This is a genomic window from Rhodoferax sp. XS2R6 (assembly GCF_056521365.1).
In genome coordinates, this window is the sequence record NZ_JBWMAY010000004.1 from 343,861 (window position 1) to 362,394 (window position 18,534).

An 18,534-nucleotide genomic window follows, 5' to 3' on the forward strand; every position below is an offset into this window, starting at 1 on the left:
CTCAGTAGGCCTGCTGGTCTTTGACGACCAAGCGCACGGTTTTCAGGATGATGTGGATGTCCAGCCGCAGGGACCAGTTGCGCAGGTAGTCCAGGTCGTAGTCGATACGGCCTTGCATTTTGTCCAGCGTCTCGGTTTCGCCGCGGTAGCCGTTGACCTGGGCCCAGCCGGTGATGCCGGGTTTGACCTTGTGGCGGACCATGTAGCCCTTGATGAGTTTGCGGTACAGCTCGTTGTGGGCGACGGCGTGTGGGCGGGGCCCCACGATGCTCATGCGGCCTTGCAGCACGTTGATGAACTGGGGCAGTTCGTCGAGTGATGTTTTGCGCAAGAACGCACCCAGTGGGGTGATGCGGGAGTCGTTCTTTTGGGCTTGCTGGATGGCGCCGCCGTCTTCGGTGACGGTCATAGAACGGAATTTGTAGACCAGGATTTCTTCGCCATCGAGGCCGTAGCGGCGCTGTTTGAAGATGATGGGGCCGGGGGAGCTCATCTTGACGGCGATGGCAATCGCCAGCAGCACCGGGGTGATCATCAGCAGGATGAGCAGGGAAAAGACGACATCGCTGATGCGTTTGATGGCACCGCTGAATCCGCGGAAAGGGGTTTCGCACACCGAGATGACAGGCATGCCGCATACGGCGCTGGGGTGGCCCTGGATCAGGTCGGTGACGAACATGTCGGGCACAAAGTAGATGGAGGCGGTGGTGTCTTTGAGCTCGTCCAATATGGCCAGGATGCGTGGCTGCGAGGCCATGGGCAGCGAGAGGTAGATAACCTGTATGCGGTTTTGCTGGGCAAGGGCGGCCAGTTGGTCAATCTTGCCCAAGAGGATGTAGGGGCTGTCGGGGTGCAGGCGGTCGGTGCTGCGGCTGTCGATGAAGCCGGCAAGTTCGATGCGGGAGTAGGGGGAGTCTTTGAGTTTGGTGGCCAGGGCGAGGCCTTGTTCGTTCATGCCCACAATAAGGGCGCGCTGCTTGGGGCCCTGGAGTTTGAGCACCATGGGGGCCACGAGCCGCAGACCAAAGCTGGCCGCAACTTCGGTGGCCGGTGCGGCCCAGAGCCAGGCGATGAGTGCGTCTTGCGAAAACTCGCGGATGTAGCCGGTGGCATAACCGGTGACGCCCAGGAGGCCTGCGATCCAGATCCAGTTGAGGACGATGTCTAGCAGGACGGTACCAACGCTGGTTTGCAAGCGCGATTCACCCGGAAAGGTGAGTGCGAAGGTGAGCACGGCCAGCAGCAGGTAGGCGGGCAAGATGCTGCCTTCGAAGTAATACGCCAGGGCCCAGAGTGACGAGACCAGGGCGGCGGGGCAGACAGCGGATTCGAACAGGCTGAGCAAGTTGTCTTTGCCCAGTGTGGGGTGCTCAACGCCCCGGTTGAGGGCGGCGGCGGAGAGGGTGACGTGGGCTTTAGACATGGTTCATCCACGCTCGGAATTTGCCTACGGCCTGGGCACGGTTGGAGACATCGAGTTTTTTGAAGACGCGTTGCATGTGGTTTTTGACGGTGAACGCGCTGATTTCCAGAATGCAACCAATCTCTGGGTTGGTTTTGCCCAGGGCGACCCATTTGAGGATTTCTGCTTCGCGGTCCGACAGGTCGTGGTCGCCTTTGAGCAGGGCGTCGTTGAAGGTGGTGGGGGCGGTTTGCACCTGGGCCTGGTGGGGCAGGTGCTCCACTTGGCGCAATGCAGTGTCGATGTAAGGAAGCACCATGGCCATGGCTCCGCGCTCCATTTCTGTGAACTGCTCTTTGGCGCTAAAGGCGACGTAGAGGCAGTCGTGGCTGCCACGCTCGTCGCGGATGCCGTGCACCGCAGCGGAGCGCATTTTTTGCAATGCCCCCCCCAAAGCACTTTTTAGGCCAGAGTCTTCGAGCAGAAAGCCGCTTTCACCGGTGTTGAGGCTGAAAGGTTTGTTGCTGAATTCGGTCCAGCGGTTGAACAGCTGAACCAGCAAAGGGGTGATGGCGCCTGCGTGGGAGGCGTGTGAGCGCACGCCGGCCAGGGCCGAGATGATGTCGTGTTGCACGGCGCCAGTAGAAAAGTCTCCCCACGCGGCCACCAAAATGTCGTGCGGCAGGTAGCGCTGCATGTCGCCCTGGAGCCAGATCAGCACGTCAAAGTGACTGCGCACTTCCACCGAATGGGTGACGACCCGGTGGTAGTGGTGCAGGTCCTCGGAGGAGAGCGAGGGGAAAAATGACATGGGGTGGAGTGGCCGGAGCTTAGGGTTAACGCTAATTACGTAAGAAGTGGCGGATGTTACGGATCCAAATGGACTATGCCTATCCCCCAAACGGGTGAATTTGCATCAAATGCGAAAAAGGATGTGAGTAAATGTGAACAAGTTCACATTTATGGGATTCATCCAGCCGTTTGTGCGGAAGCGCACTGTGGTAGGCGATTACCTCAGGTAAATGGCGTGTAGAGGCCCAATTTTTGGACGCCTTGTGTGACGTACATGTGACGCAAACTGGCACTCTTTTTGTGTGCGGTTGGCATCAGGGAGCTCCGGGAATAGTCCATATGGACTAAGTGCTGAGGGATACACTTCGCCGCGTAATAGTCAGGGGTTTTCCGAGGGGCGAGCGCTACCCTTCCTCGGATTGCAGGTCACTCAAAAAAAGGGAATAGCAGATGGCAAAAGGAATGATTTTGGCGGCAGGGCAGGGGACTCGGGTGCGCCCGTTGACCAGGGACTTGCCCAAGCCGATGGTGCCTATTTTGGGCAAGCCGGTGATGGAGTATTTGATTGAGCATTTGGCACGCCACGGTGTCAAAGAGATCATGGTGAACGTGGCGTACCACCACCAGCGCATCGAGGAGTATTTTGGTGATGGCAGCCTCTGGGGGGTGGAGATTGGCTACTCGTACGAGGGTGTGCGGGAGCACGGTGACATCTTGCCCCGACCTTTGGGCTCTGCAGGGGGCATGCGCCATATTCAGGATTTCAGCGGGTTCTTTGACGAAACCACGTTGGTGTTGTGTGGTGATGCGCTGATTGATTTGGACATTACTGCGGCATTGGCTGAGCACAAGGCCAAAGGTGCCTTGGCTAGCGTGGTGGCGCTTGAGGTGCCGCGCGAGGAGGTGCAGTCTTACGGCATGGTGGTGGCGGATGCGGATGGGCGCATTCAGTCGTTCCAGGAAAAGCCAAAACCGGAAGATGCCTTGTCGACGTTGGCCAGTACGGGCATCTACATCTTTGAACCAGCGGTGCTGGACAAGGTGCCGGCAGGGCAGGTGTACGACATCGGCTCGCAGTTGTTTCCGCAGTTGGCACAGGACAAGTTGCCGTTTTTTGTGCAAAACCGGCCGTTCAACTGGCTGGACATTGGGCGTGTGAGTGACTATTGGTCGGTGTTGCAACGCGTGCTGAAGGGCGAGATTGACTACATGCGCATGCCGGGCAAGGAGGTGAAGCCGGGAGTGTGGGTGGGGCTCAATACGCAGGTTCCTTGGGACCAAGTCAAGATTGAGGGGCCTGTCTACATCGGCTCCAGCGTGAAGATTGAACCGGGCTCGACCATCATTGGGCCTGCCTGGATTGGCCATGGCAGTGTGATTCGGACCGGTGCGCGTATTACGCGTGGGGTGTTGTTTGAGTACACGCGTATTCCTGCTGACATGCACTTCTTCGAAATGATTGTGTCGCGCCACTATTGCGTCAATCGGCACGGCGAGACGCTGTACCGTGGCGACGATACGGCCCGCCTGCGCTGGGGCGATGCCCGCGCCTGACCAATAGTTTTTAAATTTCAGGATTACCTATGTTGATTCAACCAGTGGTGTTGTCGGGCGGCTCTGGCACGCGTTTGTGGCCCTTGTCGCGTGAAAAATATCCCAAGCAACTTTTGCCGCTGATTGGTGAAGATTCGTTGCTGCAGGCCACGGTGCGCCGCGTGGAGGGCATTGCCGGCTTAGAGGTGGCCGCGCCGCTGGTGGTGTGCAATGAGGAATACCGTTTTGTGATTGCAGAGCAGTTGCGGGTGATGGGCAAGCCGGGCACGGTGGTGTTGGAACCTTTGGGTCGAAATACGGCTCCAGCCCTTACCCTTGCTGCGCAAGCAGCTATCAAAAACGGAGCGGATCCGGTGTTGCTGGTGATGCCGGCCGACCATGTGATTGTGAATACCCAGGCCTTTCAGGCGGTGGTGCGACAAGGCGCCACGCTGGCCGCAGCGGGGGCGGTGGTGACCTTTGGCATTACGCCCGATGCACCCGAGACGGGTTATGGCTACATCCAGTCTGGCGATGCGTTTGGTGCAGATGGTGCCAAGCGCATTGCCCGGTTTGTGGAGAAGCCTGATCTGGCCACGGCCCAAGCCTATTTGGACGAGGGCACGTATTCCTGGAACAGTGGTTTGTTCATGATGCGCGCCTCGGTGTGGCTGGCGGCGCTGGAGGTGTGCCGTCCAGATATTGCGGCGGCGTGCCGGATGGCTTGGGCGCAGGGGCGCGAGGATGGTGAGTTTGTGCGTGTGGGCAAAGAGGCGTTCAGCCAGTGTCCCAGCGACTCCATTGACTATGCGGTGATGGAGCGCATTGCAGTGGGTCATGCCCAGGCTGCAGCGTTGCCTGTGGGGGTGGTGATTCCATTGTCGGCAGGCTGGTCAGACGTGGGTGCTTGGGAGGCCTTGTGGAATGTGCTGCCCAAGGATGCAGAGGGCAATGTGGCACAGGGCGATGTGCTGATGCAGGACAGCCGCAATACTTTGGCGCTGTCTGAGGGGCGCCTGATTGCATGCGTGGGGGTGGACGATCTGATTGTGGTGGAGACCGCCGACGCGATTTTGGTGGCGCACAAGAACAAGACCCAGGATGTGAAGAAGATTGTGGACCGCCTGAAGCAGGCTGGGCGCAGCGAGGGACAGACCCACCGCAAGGTGTTTCGCCCCTGGGGCTGGTACGACAGTGTGGACAGTGGCGAGCGGTTTCAGGTCAAACGGATTGTGGTCAAACCTGGGGCGGCGCTGTCGCTGCAGATGCACCACCACCGTGCGGAGCACTGGATTGTGGTGAGCGGTACCGCCAAAGTCACGGTGGGGGACAAGATCCTGCTGCTGTCAGAGAACGAGTCAACCTACATCCCTCTGGGTACCACGCACCGACTGGAAAACCCCGGCAAGTTGGCGCTGGAGATGATCGAGGTGCAGTCGGGCAGTTACCTGGGCGAAGACGATATTGTGCGTTTTGAAGACGTGTACGGGCGTTAACCTGCTCTATTTGGCGTGCTAGTCCGATCAGGCTATAGACCTGAGCCACTCTTCCATCGAGACTCCGTCTGTCTCGCTGGGCTGGGGTCCACGGGCGGTTTCTCCAACACACAACAGGGATAATTATGCAAATCAATAAAACTTTGGTGGCGAGCCTCGTGGCCGCTGCTCTGTCGGTGGGCATTGCGCACGCCGAAACCCGTAGCGTCGGAACCATTGGTTCCACCACGCAGGTGTTCAGTCATGCTGCTGGCAGCTTTGACGACACCATCAATTTCTCAATCGCGAGTGCCTCTACGCTCAGCGGCACGGCCAGTAATCTGGTTTTGTCTTTTGGCAACTTCAGCGTACTCAATATTTCCAATTTGATGGTCAACGTCTGGAATAACAGCCATCCAGACGGAAATGTCTGGTACGGTTCGTTTGCTGGCAACACCCAAACGTACACCTTTAACCTGCCTGCCGCAGGCAACTACCATGTAGATATCACCGGCATCGCCGAGGGCGCTTCCGGCGGTACCTACGGCATTGCTCTGAGCGCAGCCCCCGTACCCGAGCCAGAAACCTTCGCCATGCTGTTGGCTGGTCTGGGCTTGGTGGGTACGATTGCTCGCCGTCGCAAGACTGCACAAACTGCCTAATACGCTGTTTGTCTAAAGCAAAAGGGCTTGTCGAAAGACAAGCCCTTTTTGTTTGTATGGACCCAATGGTGGTCGGGGTGAGAGGATTTGAACCTCCGATCTCTTCGTCCCGAACGAAGCGCCTTACCGGGCTAGGCCACACCCCGATGCGTGTGATTTGGCCGCAAAAATCAGTGATTTCGCGCTAGCAACTGCGTCGCCAATTGTACCAAGCAGTCGGTGTGCGGGCCGGCTGGCAGCCGCTCCGCTGCAGCAATGGCGCGTTGTGCTTCTGCGTGTGCGGCCGCTTGCGCTACATCCAGCGCGCCGGTCTTTCTGACGATGGCAATCACCTGGTCCAGCATGCCGACTTCGCCGGTTTCAATGGCGGTTTGGATGGTCAGGCGTTCGGCCTCGGTACCGCGTTGCATGGCCGCAATGAGTGGCAGGGTGGTTTTGCCTTCACGCAGGTCATCGCCCAGGTTTTTGCCCATTACCGCGGCGTCGCCGGTGTAGTCCAATACATCGTCAATCACCTGGAAAGCGGTGCCCAGCGCTTGGCCGTATTCGGCGCAGGCTTCTTCCTGGGCTGCCGTGGCATGGGACAGGATGGCGCCTACGCGCGCACTGGCCTCGAACAGCTTGGCGGTTTTGGAGCGGATGACTTGCAGGTAGCCGGCTTCGTCCAGTGCAGCGTTGTGCATATTCATGAGTTGCAGCACTTCGCCTTCGGCGATCACGTTGGTGGCATCGGCCAGCACTTGCATGATGCGCATGCTTTGGGCTTCGACCATCATCTGGAAAGCGCGGGAATACAAGAAGTCGCCCACCAAGACACTGGCGGGGTTGCCAAACTTGGCATTGGCAGTGGCATGGCCGCGGCGCAAGGCGGAGTCGTCCACCACATCGTCGTGCAGCAGGGTGGCGGTGTGGATGAACTCCACCACCGCAGCGAGGTTGTAGCGCTGGTCGCCTTGGTAGCCCAGTGCACCACAGCACAGCAGCAGCAATACAGGCCGCAGCCGCTTGCCACCTGCAGAGATGATGTACTGAGAAACGCTGCCGACCAATGGAACACCTGAGTCCAACCTCTGGGTGATGACCTTGTCAACGTGGCGCATGTCGTTTTCGACGATGGAAAGACCCGTCGAAGAGCCGGAAGTAGTGACTTGCAAGGCGATAAACCGGTTTGTTATGGCCTGATTATAGGGAGTCGCTTGGACTGCCCGAACCCGCCTTGGCGATGCATTTGGCAGATTCCGCATTAAATGTTATACTGCCGGGCTCTGCGAAAATTCATTTGCAGATTTCCTAGTCGAAGAGGTCAACATGTACGCGGTCATAAAAACCGGTGGCAAGCAATATCGCGTTGCTGCTGGCGAAAAAATTAAAGTAGAACAGATTGCTGCGGACGTAGGCCAAGAGATCGTGATCGACCAGGTTCTGGCAGTCGGAAACGGCGCAGAACTGAAGGTTGGCACACCCTTGGTGTCCGGCGCAACAGTTACTGTCACGGTAGTGGCACACGGCAAGCACGACAAAGTCACCATTTTTAAAATGCGTCGTCGCAAGCACTATCAGAAACGTCAAGGACATCGCCAGCAGTTCACCGAACTGCAAATCGGCGCGATTTCTGCATAAGGGGCACAGGTCATGGCACAGAAAAAAGGCGGCGGCTCTACGCGAAACGGGCGCGATTCCAAGCCCAAGATGCTCGGTGTGAAGGCTTTCGGCGGTGAGTTGATCAGCGCTGGCTCCATCATCGTGCGCCAACGTGGTACCAAGTTCCACCCCGGCAATAACGTCGGTATTGGCGTGGATCACACTTTGTTTGCACTGGTAGACGGCCACGTGTCGTTCGCAGTCAAGGGTGCGATGAACAAGCACACCGTGAGCGTGACCGCAGCGTAATCTGCCCATGCTCCCCCGAGAAACCCTGCGCCCTTTGCGCGGGGTTTTTCATTTCTAACCTCGGTACATGCCATGAAGTTTGTTGACGAAGCCTACATTGATATCTCCGCGGGAGACGGTGGCGCGGGCTGCGTCTCCTTCCGGCACGAGAAGTACAAAGAATTCGGTGGCCCCAACGGGGGCGACGGTGGCCGTGGTGGCCACGTGTTTGCCGTAGCCGACATCAACCTGAACACGCTGGTGGACTACCGCTTTGCGCGTCGCTACGACGCCAAGCGCGGCGAGCACGGCATGGGTTCCGACATGTTTGGTGCTGCCGGCGATGACATCACCCTCAAGATGCCGGTGGGCACCATCATCACGGACGCCGAAACCGGAGAGGTGTTGTTTGAGCTGCTGACCCCGGGTGAGGTCATCACGATTGCCAAGGGCGGTGATGGTGGTTTTGGCAATATGCGTTTCAAGAGCGCCATCAACCGTGCACCGCGCCAGAAAACACCCGGTTGGCCCGGTGAAAAACGTAACCTCAAGCTGGAACTGAAGGTGCTGGCCGATGTGGGGCTGCTGGGCATGCCCAACGCGGGCAAGTCCACGTTCATTTCCGCCGTTTCAAACGCACGCCCCCGCATCGCGGACTACCCGTTTACGACGTTGCACCCCAACCTGGGCGTAGTGCGGGTGGGGCCGGAGCAGAGTTTTGTGGTGGCCGACTTGCCAGGCCTGATTGAAGGCGCGGCCGAAGGCGCCGGGCTGGGTCACCAGTTTCTGCGCCATTTGCAGCGCACCCGTTTGCTGCTGCACGTGGTGGACATGGCCCCGTTTGACGAAGGCGTGGACACCGTAGCGCAGGCCAAGGCTATCGTGAACGAGCTCAAGAAGTACGACGAAAACCTGTACAAAAAACCGCGCTGGCTGGTCTTGAACAAGCTGGACATGGTGCCTGGCGATGAGCGTCCCGCCTTGATCAAGGACTTCGTCAAACGCTACAAGTTCAAGGGCCCGGTGTTTGAGATCTCTGCGTTGACCCGCGAAGGTTGTGAGCCGCTGATCAAAGAGATCTACAAACACGTCAAGGCCCAGCAGCTGGCCGAGCAACCGCATGTGGAAGTGGACCCCCGCTTCCTGTCCGGTGCGGTCGATTCAAGCGATACGTCTTCGTCTTAAACGCTATTGATTTAATAGCTGCTTGCGCAGTGGATACAAGGGCTACAGGCCAAAATGATTCAAAAATTTAGCTCCCCTGTATTGCGCGATGCGCGGCGTGTGGTGGTCAAAGTGGGGTCCAGTCTGGTCACCAACGAAGGCCGTGGGCTGGATGAGCAAGCGATTGGCGAGTGGTGCCGGCAACTGGCCCACCTGATTCGTGATGGCCGCGAGGTCATCATGGTCTCCAGCGGTGCGATTGCCGAAGGCATGAAGCGCCTGGGCTGGTCGGTTCGGCCCAAGGAAGTGCACGAGCTGCAAGCTGCCGCCGCGGTGGGGCAAATGGGCTTGGCCCAGATGTACGAGACCAAGCTGCGCGCCAATGGCCTGGGCAGCGCCCAGGTGCTGCTGACGCATGCTGACTTGGCTGACCGCGAGCGCTACCTCAATGCGCGCTCGACCTTGTTGACGCTGCTGAAGCTGGGCGTGGTTCCCGTGATCAACGAAAACGACACGGTGGTCAACGACGAAATCAAGTTTGGTGACAACGACACCCTGGGCGCGCTGGTGGCCAATCTGGTGGAAGCTGACGCGCTGGTGATCTTGACTGACCAGAAAGGCCTGTACACCGCAGACCCACGCAAGGACCCTGCGGCCGAGTTTGTGCACGAGGCCAAGGCGGGTGACCTGGCGCTGGAGCTGATGGCCGGGGGCGCAGGGTCCAGCATTGGCCGGGGCGGCATGTTGACCAAAATTCTGGCGGCCAAACGTGCCGCGGGCTCGGGCGCGTCTACGGTGATTGCCTGGGGCCGTGAGGCCGATGCGCTGGTGCGCCTTACCCAGGGCGAAGCGATTGGGACTTTGTTGATTGCCCAGACCCAGAAAAACCAGGCCCGCAAGCAGTGGATGGCCGACCATTTGCAGATGCGCGGCGCGGTGGTGGTTGACGCGGGCGCCGCTGCCAAGGTGCGCGACGAAGGCAAAAGCCTGCTGCCCATCGGTATGGTGATGGTGGAGGGCGACTTCTCGCGTGGTGACGTGATTGCCGTGCGCGATGCAGCCGGGCAGGAGATCGCCCGGGGGCTGGCCAACTATTCCAGCTCGGAGGCGCGGCTGATCTGCCGCAAACCGTCTAGTGAATTTGAGCGCTTGCTGGGCTACGCCGCGGAGCCCGAAATGCTGCACCGGGACAACCTGGTGTTGACCCGCTGACCCGCTGCTCTGCGCGTCAGTCGAAGCTGGGTTTGGTGCTTCTTGGGTTTTTCTGGGTTTGCAAGGCCCGAAGAATATCTTCCAGCCGGTTGGCCACACGCACATCACACGCGGCCAATCGTGCAAACACAAAAGCGTGTTTGGAGGGCTGGTTGCCATTCACATCACGCCATGGTGGCTCGACAGCGACAGTCCATTCGCCGGAGTTACCGGCGCGCGCATAAGTCTTGACTTGGTCACTGGCGCAGCGAATGCCTTCGTATACCGCATTGATGGTTCCCGTTGCATTGCTCATCACCGCGACATAACGCACCACACCGTCCAGGCCGACCTTCACCGTCGTTGGGTCAATGCCTACGCGAACCGAGACGTAGTTGGGCATGTCCAGCGGCAAGACCTGGGTTTTGGAGAATGCTGGTGGAGGTGGCTCTTTCTCCTCCGCCCAGTCCAGGTTATCCAATCCGTTGCCGACCTGTCCCCAGGCCAACTGGGCGGCGCAGCAGGCCAGTGCTGCCGCCATTGATTTGTATGCCAACTTAGTCATGGTGCGGTGTTTGGTTGGTGCCTGGGTCGGGCTCAAACGACGCGCCCGGCGGCAATTCGATATGCGCACCCATGGCAGGACCATCAGATAGGTGTTCGGTACCGTGTGGACGGTGGTTATGGCGTAAAAAGCGGTTGCGTGGTTCATGCCGCGGCAGGTAACGCGCGAGCTCGGTCAGCGCCATTTCATAGACGCCGCGTTTGAATTCAACGACGGCATCCAGCGGCACCCAGTAGTCATTCCAGCGCCAAGCGTCGAACTCCGGATGGTCGGTGGCGCGCAGGTTCAAATCCCAGTCGTGCCCCACCAACTGGAGCAAAAACCAGATCTGTTTTTGGCCCTTGTAGTGACCGCGTGCGTCACGTCGGATGTACCGGTCTGGCACCTCGTAGCGCAACCAGTCTCGGGTACGGGCAACGATGCTCACGTGCTCCGGCTGGAGCCCCACTTCCTCGTGCAATTCGCGGAACATGGCCTGCTCGGGAGTCTCGCCCCGGTCAATGCCGCCCTGCGGAAACTGCCACGAATGGGTACGTATGCGCTTGCCCCAAAATACCTGATTTTTCTGGTTGAGCAGGACGATGCCGACATTGGGCCGAAATCCGTCCCGGTCAAGCATAATCAAACCCCAATTTTTAAACTTCGTTCATTATGCACAGCGAATGCAGTGCATCAAGCGCAGAACGCCTCCGTCGTCAGCGAGTTCCCCCATGAAAGCCTCCCAATTCCTTATCTCCACCCTCAAAGACGCGCCTGCAGACGCCGAGGTGGTCAGCCACAAACTCATGATGCGCGCGGGCATGATCAAGAAGCTGGGCGCTGGCATTTACAACTACATGCCCATGGGCCTGCGCGTCATCCGCAAGGTAGAAGCCATCGTGCGCGAGGAGATGAACCGCGCCGGCGCCGTGGAGCTGACCATGCCCGTGGTGCAGCCGGCCGAGCTGTGGCAGGAAACTGGCCGCTTTGACAAGATGGGCCCCGAGCTGCTGCGTATCAAGGACCGCCATGACCGCGACTTCGTCATCCAGCCCACCAGCGAAGAGGTGGTGACCGACATCGCGCGCCAGGAAATCAAGAGCTACAAACAGCTGCCCAAAAACCTGTACCAGATCCAGACGAAGTTCCGCGACGAACGCCGTCCCCGCTTCGGCCTGATGCGCGGGCGCGAATTCATCATGAAGGACGCCTACAGCTTTGACCGCGACCAAGATGCAGCCAAGGCCAGCTACCAGGTGATGGCTGGTGCCTACCGCAAGATCTTTGACCGCTTTGGCCTGCGCTACCGCGCGGTGGCCGCCGACAGTGGCGCCATTGGTGGCGATCTGTCCGAAGAGTTTCAGGTGATTGCCGCGACGGGCGAAGACGCCATCGTCTACTGCCCGGACAGTGAATACGCGGCCAATATGGAGAAGGCAGAGGCTTTGGCGCCCACAGCCCCCAGAGCTGCTGCGCAAGCTGCTATGGAAAAAGTAGCAACGCCGGGCAAGAGTACCTGTGAAGACGTGGCCGTCTATTTGAATCTGCCGCTGGAGCAGTCGCTCAAATCGCTGGTGGTTGCCACGGATGTGCGCGACGATAAGGGCGCGGTGTTGAAGTCCCAGGTCTGGTTGCTGTTGATCCGCGGAGACCGCAGCATGAACGAAGTCAAGGTGGGCAAGCTCCCCGGATTGGCCGACTTCCGCTTTGCCACACTCGCCGAAATTGATGAGCACTTTGGCTGCGAGCCAGGCTATCTCGGCCCCGTCGGTTTGAAGAAGCCGCTCAAAGTGATTGCGGACCGCGAAGTCGCCCTGATGGCCGACATGGTCTGCGGCGCCAACGAGGTGGACTACCACTTGAGCGGTGTGAACTGGGGCCGTGATCTGCCCGAGCCTGATGTGGTGGCAGACCTGCGCAATGTGGTGGCGGGCGATGCTTCGCCCGACGGCAAGGGTGTGCTGGCGATTGAGCGCGGCATTGAGGTGGGCCATGTGTTCTACCTGGGCACCAAGTACAGCAAGGCCATGAACGCCACTTTCCTGGGGGAGAACGGCAAGCCCCAGTTCATGGAAATGGGCTGCTACGGCATTGGCATTACGCGCTTGCCGGCGGCAGCGATTGAACAGAACCATGACGACAAGGGCATCATCTGGCCCGATGCGCTGGCGCCCTTCACCGTGGTGCTGTGCCCCATCAGCCCTGACCGCTTTGCTGATGTGAAGGCTGCTGCCGACACGCTGTATGCCGAGTTGCTGGCGGCTGGTGTGGACGTGATCCTGGACGACCGCAACGAGCGCCCCGGTGCCATGTTTGCCGACTGGGAACTCATCGGCGTGCCGCACCGCGTGACCATTGGTGACCGTGCGCTCAAAGAAGGTGTGGTGGAGTACCAGCACCGCCGTGACACGGAAGCCACCAAGGTGCCCGTGGCGGAGATTGCGGGCCTGCTGCTGTCACGCCTGAAGGCATGAGTCTTCCGCCCGAAGCCAACACGCAGATCAATAGGCGAAATGGCCTGCAGCGTTTGCTGTTGGCGTGTGGTGCGCTATCGTTTGCAGAGCAGGCGCGGGCTGGTGGGCAGATTGAAGAGCCGCTAGTGGACTCGGTGCGTACCGCACTGTCCTCGGCTATCCAGAATGCTGCGCCACCCGTCCCCGAGTTTGCCGATACGGAGTCACGCCTGAAGTACTTGCGCTGGCTGGGGGCGATGAGCGAGCGCCTGAAAAAGAAGAAACCCGACTGGGAAACCCGCAAAGAGTTTTTGCAGACCGTTTGGTACGAGAGCAAGCGTGCCGGGCTGGACGTCTCCCTGGTCATAGGCCTGATCCAGGTGGAAAGTAACTTCCGCAAGTTTGCGGTGAGCCGTGTGGGTGCGCGGGGTTACATGCAGGTCATGCCCTTCTGGACGCGGGTACTCGGCGATGGGGACGCGGGCAAGCTTTTTCACATGCAAACCAACCTGCGGTTTGGCTGTGTCATCTTGCGCCATTACCTGGAGCGTGAGCGGGGCGACATGTTCATGGCCTTGGGGCGCTACAACGGCTCGCGTGGCAAGGCACCGTACCCCAGCGCTGTGATGGGTGCCAAGCGCAACTGGGACTGGGCGGTTTAGGGAGCCTCAGGCGTGGCCAAGTGGGCGCGCCAGAAGGCTTCGAACTGGGCGGCGGGCATGGGTTTGGCAAACCAGTAACCCTGGGCCTGGTCGCAGTCCATGCGCTGCAGCGCGTCACCTGTCTCTACGTTTTCCACACCCTCGGCCGTCACCGTCAGGTTCAGGCTCTTGGCCAGATGGATGATGGCGCTGACCATGGCGACATCCTTCTCGCCGTTGAGCAAGCGGCGCACAAAGGACTGGTCGATCTTGAGTTTGTCGACCGCAAAGCGTTGCAAATAAGACAGGTTGGAGTAACCCGTGCCAAAGTCGTCGATGGACAGGCGGATGCCCATGGCCTTGATACGTTGCAGGGTTTGCATGAATTTGTCGGTGTCCTGGATCAGCGTGGACTCGGTCATTTCGAGCTCCAGCTGCGTGGGGTCCAGCCCGGATTGCTGCAGCGCATGTTCAATCACGGCCTCCACATCGCCCCGCCTGAACTGCACGGCCGACAGGTTGACCGCCACCATGAGCGCTGGTGCACCGGCCTGGCGCCAGGCCTGCATTTGCCGACACGCGTCCTGCAACACCCACTGTCCGATGTCCACAATCAGCCCTGACTTTTCGGCCGCGGGTATGAACAGACCGGGCGATACCAGTCCCAGCTTGGGGTTTTGCCAGCGCACCAAGGCCTCGGCACCCACCAAGCGGTTGTTGCCGAGGTCAAAGACCGGCTGGTAGTGCAACACCAGTTCGTTTTGTGCCAGCGCCTGGCGCAGGCTGGAAATCAGGTGCAGGTTTTCGCGGATGCTGGTGTTGATTTCTTCGTCAAAGAAGCGGTAGGCATTGCGCCCTGATTCCTTGGCCTGGTACATGGCCAAATCCGCGTGGCGGAGTAATTCCTCGAAGGTGGCCCCATCTTTGGGGTGCACCGCAATGCCGATGGAGCAGGTGGCCAGGATTTCGAGCCCGCGCAGGTGGAAAGGGGCCTGCATGCGCTGCAGCACCTGGGCCGCCACCTGGGCAATGCCCTGGGTGTCGCTGATGTCGGTCACACCGATCAGAAATTCATCGCCCCCTTGCCGGCACACGATGTCAGCGTGGCGCACGGCGTCGCGTAGGCGCAGGGCGACTTGTTTGAGAAACTCATCGCCGGCCGAGTGGCCCACCGAGTCATTCACATCCTTGAAGTTGTCCAGGTCCACAAACAGCAAGGCCACCAGCTGCTGGTGGCGCGTGCTGCTGGCAATGGCCTGCTCCACCAGCTCGCTGCCCAACACGCGGTTGGGCAGGTGGGTGAGGGCATCGTGCTGGGCCAGGTGGGTGAGGTTTTTTTCGGATTCCCGGAAGCGTGCAATCTGCACACGCAGGCCCATGAGCGCTTTTTGCATGTCATAGGCCAGAAACCAGACGAGCATGCCGTTCACCACCAGGATCGTGACGCTGTCGGTGAGCCGGTCTACGTCGGTGCCCGGCGTGGTGGCTCCGCGCCAGCCGTTCAGGGTGCCCAGACCCACACCCACCACACACAGCACCATGGCTGCCAGTAGCCACCAGAACTGTTTGGGCTTGAGGAGCTGACCCGCAGCGATCAGGATGACGGGGTAACCCAACAAGGACGAGTCGCGCAGACCATCGCTGCGCCACATGATGCCGAAAAGGGCCAGTGTGGCCGAGCCCAGAATGAGGATGGAGGCGGCCTCGTAGTGGCCGCGGTGGTTGAGCCACTGGCTGGGCAGCATCAAGGCTGCGGTGGTGCCCAGAATCAAGACCACGTCCCAGCGCTGCTGAAAGCCGTATTGCACGGCAGTGCCCATAAAGGCAACGAACAACAGCGCCGCAAACTGGAACAGACGCCGGCTGCGCAAGGCGTCGTCGAGGGCGTCAGTGGCGCTGTGGTCTGGCACGGTAGGGGTCCCTGGGGCTCCAGTGTGTGTGGTGGCGCCCCGGTTCGTGTGCCGGGACCTGCGCCGGCGCGAGAATTAGGCGGGGCTCTTGCCCAATGTCTGTGCCAGTTCGCCCGACTCGTACATTTCCATCATGATGTCTGAGCCGCCGATGAATTCGCCCTTGATGTAGAGCTGGGGAATGGTGGGCCAGCTGCTGTATTCCTTGATGCCCTGGCGGATGCCGTCGTCTTCCAACACGTTCACGGTTTTCACAGTCTTGGTGTCTACACCGCAGGCCTTGAGGATCTGGATGGCACGGCCCGAAAAACCGCACTGGGGAAAGCTGGCGGTGCCTTTCATGAACAGCAGGATTTCGTTGGATTTCACCAGGTCGTCAATGCGTTGTTGTGCGTCGCTCATGTTTCTGCTTCCAAGTAGATAGATACCCTAATTATTTCACCTTCCCCCACCCTTGTGCGCGGTGCTGGCGCCATGGCGGGCGGTGGGCAGGGCTTTTTCGGATAATGGGGGCCATGAACATCACCAAAAACACCGCAGTCACACTGCAATTCAAAGTCTCCGACACCACCGGCAAGCTGCTGGACCAAAGCCAGGAGCCCATTTCTTACCTGCATGGCGGCTACGGCAACACCTTCCCCAAGATTGAGGAAGCGCTGGAAGGCCAGGGCGTCGGTTTTGCCACCACGGTAGAGCTGGCCCCGGCCGATGCCTTTGGTGAGTACAACGAAGCGCTGCTGCAAACCATACCAAAAACCCAGTTCCCCCCGGGTGTAAAGGTGGGCGGCCAGCTCGAAGGCCGTGCCGAAGACGGCAACACCATCGTCTTCACCGTGACCAAGATCAAGGGCCCTGTGGTGCACCTGGACGGCAACCACCCCCACGCTGGCAAGACCCTGCGTTTTGCCGTGAAGGTGCTGGAAGTACGTGCTGCTAGCGAGGAAGAGATCGCCCACGGCCACGTGCACGGTGCCCACGGCCACCACCACTGATTGCAAGGTTTTCTGACCATGAAATGAAAAATTGCTGAGAATTGTTATTCGAGGCAATTTTTGGTCTTTTTTTTGGGGTTGAGGCAGCATTCCGCAATCGCCTGCTCCTGTGCACGGCCTACGATAGAGCTATCTGTTCGTAGTGCCTGCTCCAGGAGTTCTTGCCGTGTTGTCCAACCCCGCCACCAAATACCGCGCTTTCCCCGCCATTGATCTGCCCAACCGGCAGTGGCCCATGCGCAGCATCACCCAGCCGCCGATCTGGATGAGCACCGACCTGCGGGACGGCAACCAATCCCTGTTTGAACCCATGAATGCGGAGCGCAAAATGCGCATGTTCCGCACACTGTTGCAGGTGGGATTCAAGGAAATCGAGGTCGGTTTCCCCAGCGCCTCACAAACCGACTTTGATTTTGTGCGTGAGTTGATCGTGGGCGGCCACGTGCCGGATGGCGTGACCATCGAAGTGTTGACCCAATCCCGCGAGCATTTGATCCGCCGCACCATCGAGTCCCTCCAAGGCGCCCGCCGCGCCATCGTGCACGTGTACAACGCCACGGCCCCTGTCTTCCGTGATGTGGTGTTTGGCATGAGCAAGCCCGAGGTGAAGGAGCTGGCCGTGTCCTCGGTGCGCCTCATCAAAGAGATCACCGCCACCATGCCCGAAACCGAGTGGGTGTTGCAATACAGCCCCGAGGTCTTCACCAGCACCGAACTGGAATTTGCCTGCGAAGTGTGTGACGCGGTGACCGCCGAGTGGGGCGCTACGCCCACCAACAAGGTCATCCTCAACCTGCCCGCAACCGTCGAGGTGTCCACGCCCAACATTTATGCCGACCAGATTGAGTGGATGCACACCCACCTGGCGCGGCGCGACAGCGTCATCTTGAGCCTGCACCCGCACAACGACCGCGGCACGGGCGTGGCCGCGGCTGAGCTGGGCATGATGGCCGGCGCCGACCGCGTGGAAGGTTGCCTGTTCGGCAACGGCGAGCGCACGGGTAATGTGGACCTCGTCACCTTGGCGCTCAATATGTACACCCAGGGCGTGAGCCCCGGCCTTGATTTTTCGGACATCAACGCCATTGCCCGCACCGTGGAGCATTGCAACCAGTTGCCCATCCACCCGCGCCACCCGTATGTGGGTGACCTGGTGTTCACCGCGTTCAGTGGCTCCCACCAGGACGCCATCAAGAAAGGTTTTGCGGCCCAAAAGGCAGCCGGCCCGGATGCGATGTGGAATGTGCCCTACATGCCGATTGACCCGGCCGATGTGGGCCGCAGCTACGACTCGGTGATCCGCGTCAACAGCCAGAGTGGCAAGGGTGGTGTGGCCTACCTGATGGAAGCTGAGTTTGGGGTGGTCATGCCGCGCCGCTTGCAGGTGGAATTTTCGGGCGAGGTGCAAAGTTACACCGACGCCCATGGCGGCGAAATGACGGCACAGAGCATCTGGAACCTGTTTGACGCCACCTACCTGAATGCGGCAACGCCCACGGTGCGTTACGTGGAACACCATCTGTTTGAGCACCCCGGCCAGCCCGGAAAGGCCCATGTGCAGGGCATCCGTATCGGGGTGGAGGTGAATGGCCAGCCCATGCTGCTCAGCGGTGAGGGCAATGGCCCGATTGACGCCGCAGTGCATGCCTTGCAAACCATTGGTGTGAAGGTGCAGGTGCGCAGCTACGAAGAACGCAGCACCCGTGCCAGCACCGACGGGGGCGATGCGCAGGCCTGTGCCTTTCTGGAGTTGGTGTCGGGCAGCGGTGGTGCCGAGCGGTTTGGCGTGGGCATGGATACCAACATCGTCACCGCCTCGGTCAAGGCCTTGGTGAGTGGTGTGAACCGGCTGGGGCTGGACGCCGCGGTGCCCGCACAGGCGGCGCACAAGGCGGCCTGAGGGCCC

At 59.8% G+C, this 18,534-nt stretch carries 18 protein-coding genes and 1 tRNA gene; 11 read left to right on the top strand and 8 right to left on the bottom strand.

What is annotated here, in order from left to right; genetic code table 11:
• Window position 1: 1 nt before the first annotated feature.
• Entirely contained in the window at window positions 2-1,423 is a 1,422-nt protein-coding gene (locus AC097A_RS15425; protein ID WP_479621520.1) for an undecaprenyl-phosphate glucose phosphotransferase, read from the bottom strand.
• Window positions 1,416-2,213: an XrtB/PEP-CTERM-associated transcriptional regulator EpsA gene (gene epsA / locus AC097A_RS15430; RefSeq protein ID WP_105261115.1), complete on the bottom strand. Its 798-nt coding sequence runs from the start codon at window positions 2,211-2,213 to the stop codon at window positions 1,416-1,418. The genes AC097A_RS15425 and epsA overlap by 8 nt, the downstream gene beginning before the upstream one ends.
• A gap of 443 nt (window positions 2,214-2,656) precedes the next feature.
• Between epsA and AC097A_RS15435 the strand changes: the two genes are divergently transcribed.
• From AC097A_RS15435 to AC097A_RS15445, 3 genes are all read left to right on the top strand, one after another.
• Entirely contained in the window at window positions 2,657-3,748 is a 1,092-nt protein-coding gene (locus tag AC097A_RS15435) for a nucleotidyltransferase family protein (protein WP_479621606.1), read from the top strand.
• A gap of 29 nt (window positions 3,749-3,777) precedes the next feature.
• The gene (locus AC097A_RS15440) at window positions 3,778-5,223 is read left to right on the top strand and encodes a mannose-1-phosphate guanylyltransferase/mannose-6-phosphate isomerase (protein ID WP_479621521.1); all 1,446 of its coding nucleotides are present in this window, start codon (window positions 3,778-3,780) and stop codon (window positions 5,221-5,223) included.
• A gap of 125 nt (window positions 5,224-5,348) precedes the next feature.
• The gene (locus AC097A_RS15445; protein WP_479621522.1) at window positions 5,349-5,864 is read left to right on the top strand and encodes an FxDxF family PEP-CTERM protein; all 516 of its coding nucleotides are present in this window, start codon (window positions 5,349-5,351) and stop codon (window positions 5,862-5,864) included.
• Between the two features lie 69 nt (window positions 5,865-5,933).
• Here AC097A_RS15445 and AC097A_RS15450 read toward each other — a convergent pair.
• Together AC097A_RS15450 and AC097A_RS15455 are read right to left on the bottom strand one after the other, a co-directional pair.
• Window positions 5,934-6,010: transfer RNA gene (locus tag AC097A_RS15450), tRNA-Pro, on the bottom strand.
• Window positions 6,011-6,034: 24 nt separating this feature from the next.
• The gene (locus AC097A_RS15455) at window positions 6,035-6,964 is read right to left on the bottom strand and encodes a polyprenyl synthetase family protein (protein ID WP_105261110.1); all 930 of its coding nucleotides are present in this window, start codon (window positions 6,962-6,964) and stop codon (window positions 6,035-6,037) included.
• Between the two features lie 208 nt (window positions 6,965-7,172).
• On the opposite strand from AC097A_RS15455, the gene rplU reads away from it, so the two are divergent.
• From rplU to proB, 4 genes are all read left to right on the top strand, one after another.
• Entirely contained in the window at window positions 7,173-7,484 is a 312-nt protein-coding gene (gene rplU / locus AC097A_RS15460) for a 50S ribosomal protein L21 (protein WP_105261109.1), read from the top strand.
• A gap of 12 nt (window positions 7,485-7,496) precedes the next feature.
• Window positions 7,497-7,754 (top strand): 50S ribosomal protein L27, encoded by a 258-nt coding sequence (gene rpmA, locus AC097A_RS15465; protein WP_105261108.1) that lies wholly within the window; start codon window positions 7,497-7,499, stop codon window positions 7,752-7,754.
• Between the two features lie 72 nt (window positions 7,755-7,826).
• Entirely contained in the window at window positions 7,827-8,918 is a 1,092-nt protein-coding gene (cgtA, locus tag AC097A_RS15470; protein ID WP_479621523.1) for an Obg family GTPase CgtA, read from the top strand.
• 54 nt (window positions 8,919-8,972) lie between these two features.
• Window positions 8,973-10,109, top strand: a complete 1,137-nt coding sequence (gene proB / locus AC097A_RS15475; RefSeq protein WP_479621524.1) for a glutamate 5-kinase — start codon at window positions 8,973-8,975, stop codon at window positions 10,107-10,109.
• Between the two features lie 16 nt (window positions 10,110-10,125).
• Here the strand turns inward: proB and AC097A_RS15480 are convergent, their stop codons facing one another.
• Together AC097A_RS15480 and AC097A_RS15485 are read right to left on the bottom strand one after the other, a co-directional pair.
• Window positions 10,126-10,653, bottom strand: a complete 528-nt coding sequence (locus tag AC097A_RS15480; protein WP_479621525.1) for a CNP1-like family protein — start codon at window positions 10,651-10,653, stop codon at window positions 10,126-10,128.
• Window positions 10,646-11,272: an RNA pyrophosphohydrolase gene (locus tag AC097A_RS15485; protein ID WP_105261104.1), complete on the bottom strand. Its 627-nt coding sequence runs from the start codon at window positions 11,270-11,272 to the stop codon at window positions 10,646-10,648. The genes AC097A_RS15480 and AC097A_RS15485 overlap by 8 nt, the downstream gene beginning before the upstream one ends.
• 91 nt (window positions 11,273-11,363) lie before the next feature.
• Between AC097A_RS15485 and AC097A_RS15490 the strand changes: the two genes are divergently transcribed.
• Window positions 11,364-13,106 (top strand): proline--tRNA ligase, encoded by a 1,743-nt coding sequence (locus tag AC097A_RS15490; RefSeq protein WP_479621526.1) that lies wholly within the window; start codon window positions 11,364-11,366, stop codon window positions 13,104-13,106.
• Complete coding sequence (locus AC097A_RS15495) at window positions 13,103-13,747, top strand: lytic transglycosylase domain-containing protein (protein WP_479621527.1); 645 nt, start codon at window positions 13,103-13,105, stop codon at window positions 13,745-13,747. The genes AC097A_RS15490 and AC097A_RS15495 overlap by 4 nt, the downstream gene beginning before the upstream one ends.
• On the opposite strand, the gene AC097A_RS15500 is transcribed toward AC097A_RS15495, so the two are convergent.
• Complete coding sequence (locus tag AC097A_RS15500) at window positions 13,744-15,636, bottom strand: putative bifunctional diguanylate cyclase/phosphodiesterase (protein WP_479621528.1); 1,893 nt, start codon at window positions 15,634-15,636, stop codon at window positions 13,744-13,746. The genes AC097A_RS15495 and AC097A_RS15500 overlap by 4 nt on opposite strands.
• 75 nt (window positions 15,637-15,711) lie before the next feature.
• A complete protein-coding gene (gene grxD, locus AC097A_RS15505) occupies window positions 15,712-16,038 on the bottom strand; it encodes a Grx4 family monothiol glutaredoxin (RefSeq protein WP_105261100.1) in 327 nt (108 codons plus the stop codon).
• 113 nt (window positions 16,039-16,151) lie between these two features.
• On the opposite strand from grxD, the gene AC097A_RS15510 reads away from it, so the two are divergent.
• Window positions 16,152-16,628, top strand: a complete 477-nt coding sequence (locus tag AC097A_RS15510) for a peptidylprolyl isomerase (RefSeq protein WP_315493608.1) — start codon at window positions 16,152-16,154, stop codon at window positions 16,626-16,628.
• Between the two features lie 166 nt (window positions 16,629-16,794).
• Window positions 16,795-18,528, top strand: coding sequence for a 2-isopropylmalate synthase (leuA, locus tag AC097A_RS15515; protein ID WP_479621529.1), 1,734 nt, complete (start codon window positions 16,795-16,797; stop codon window positions 18,526-18,528).
• Window positions 18,529-18,534 lie beyond the last annotated feature (6 nt).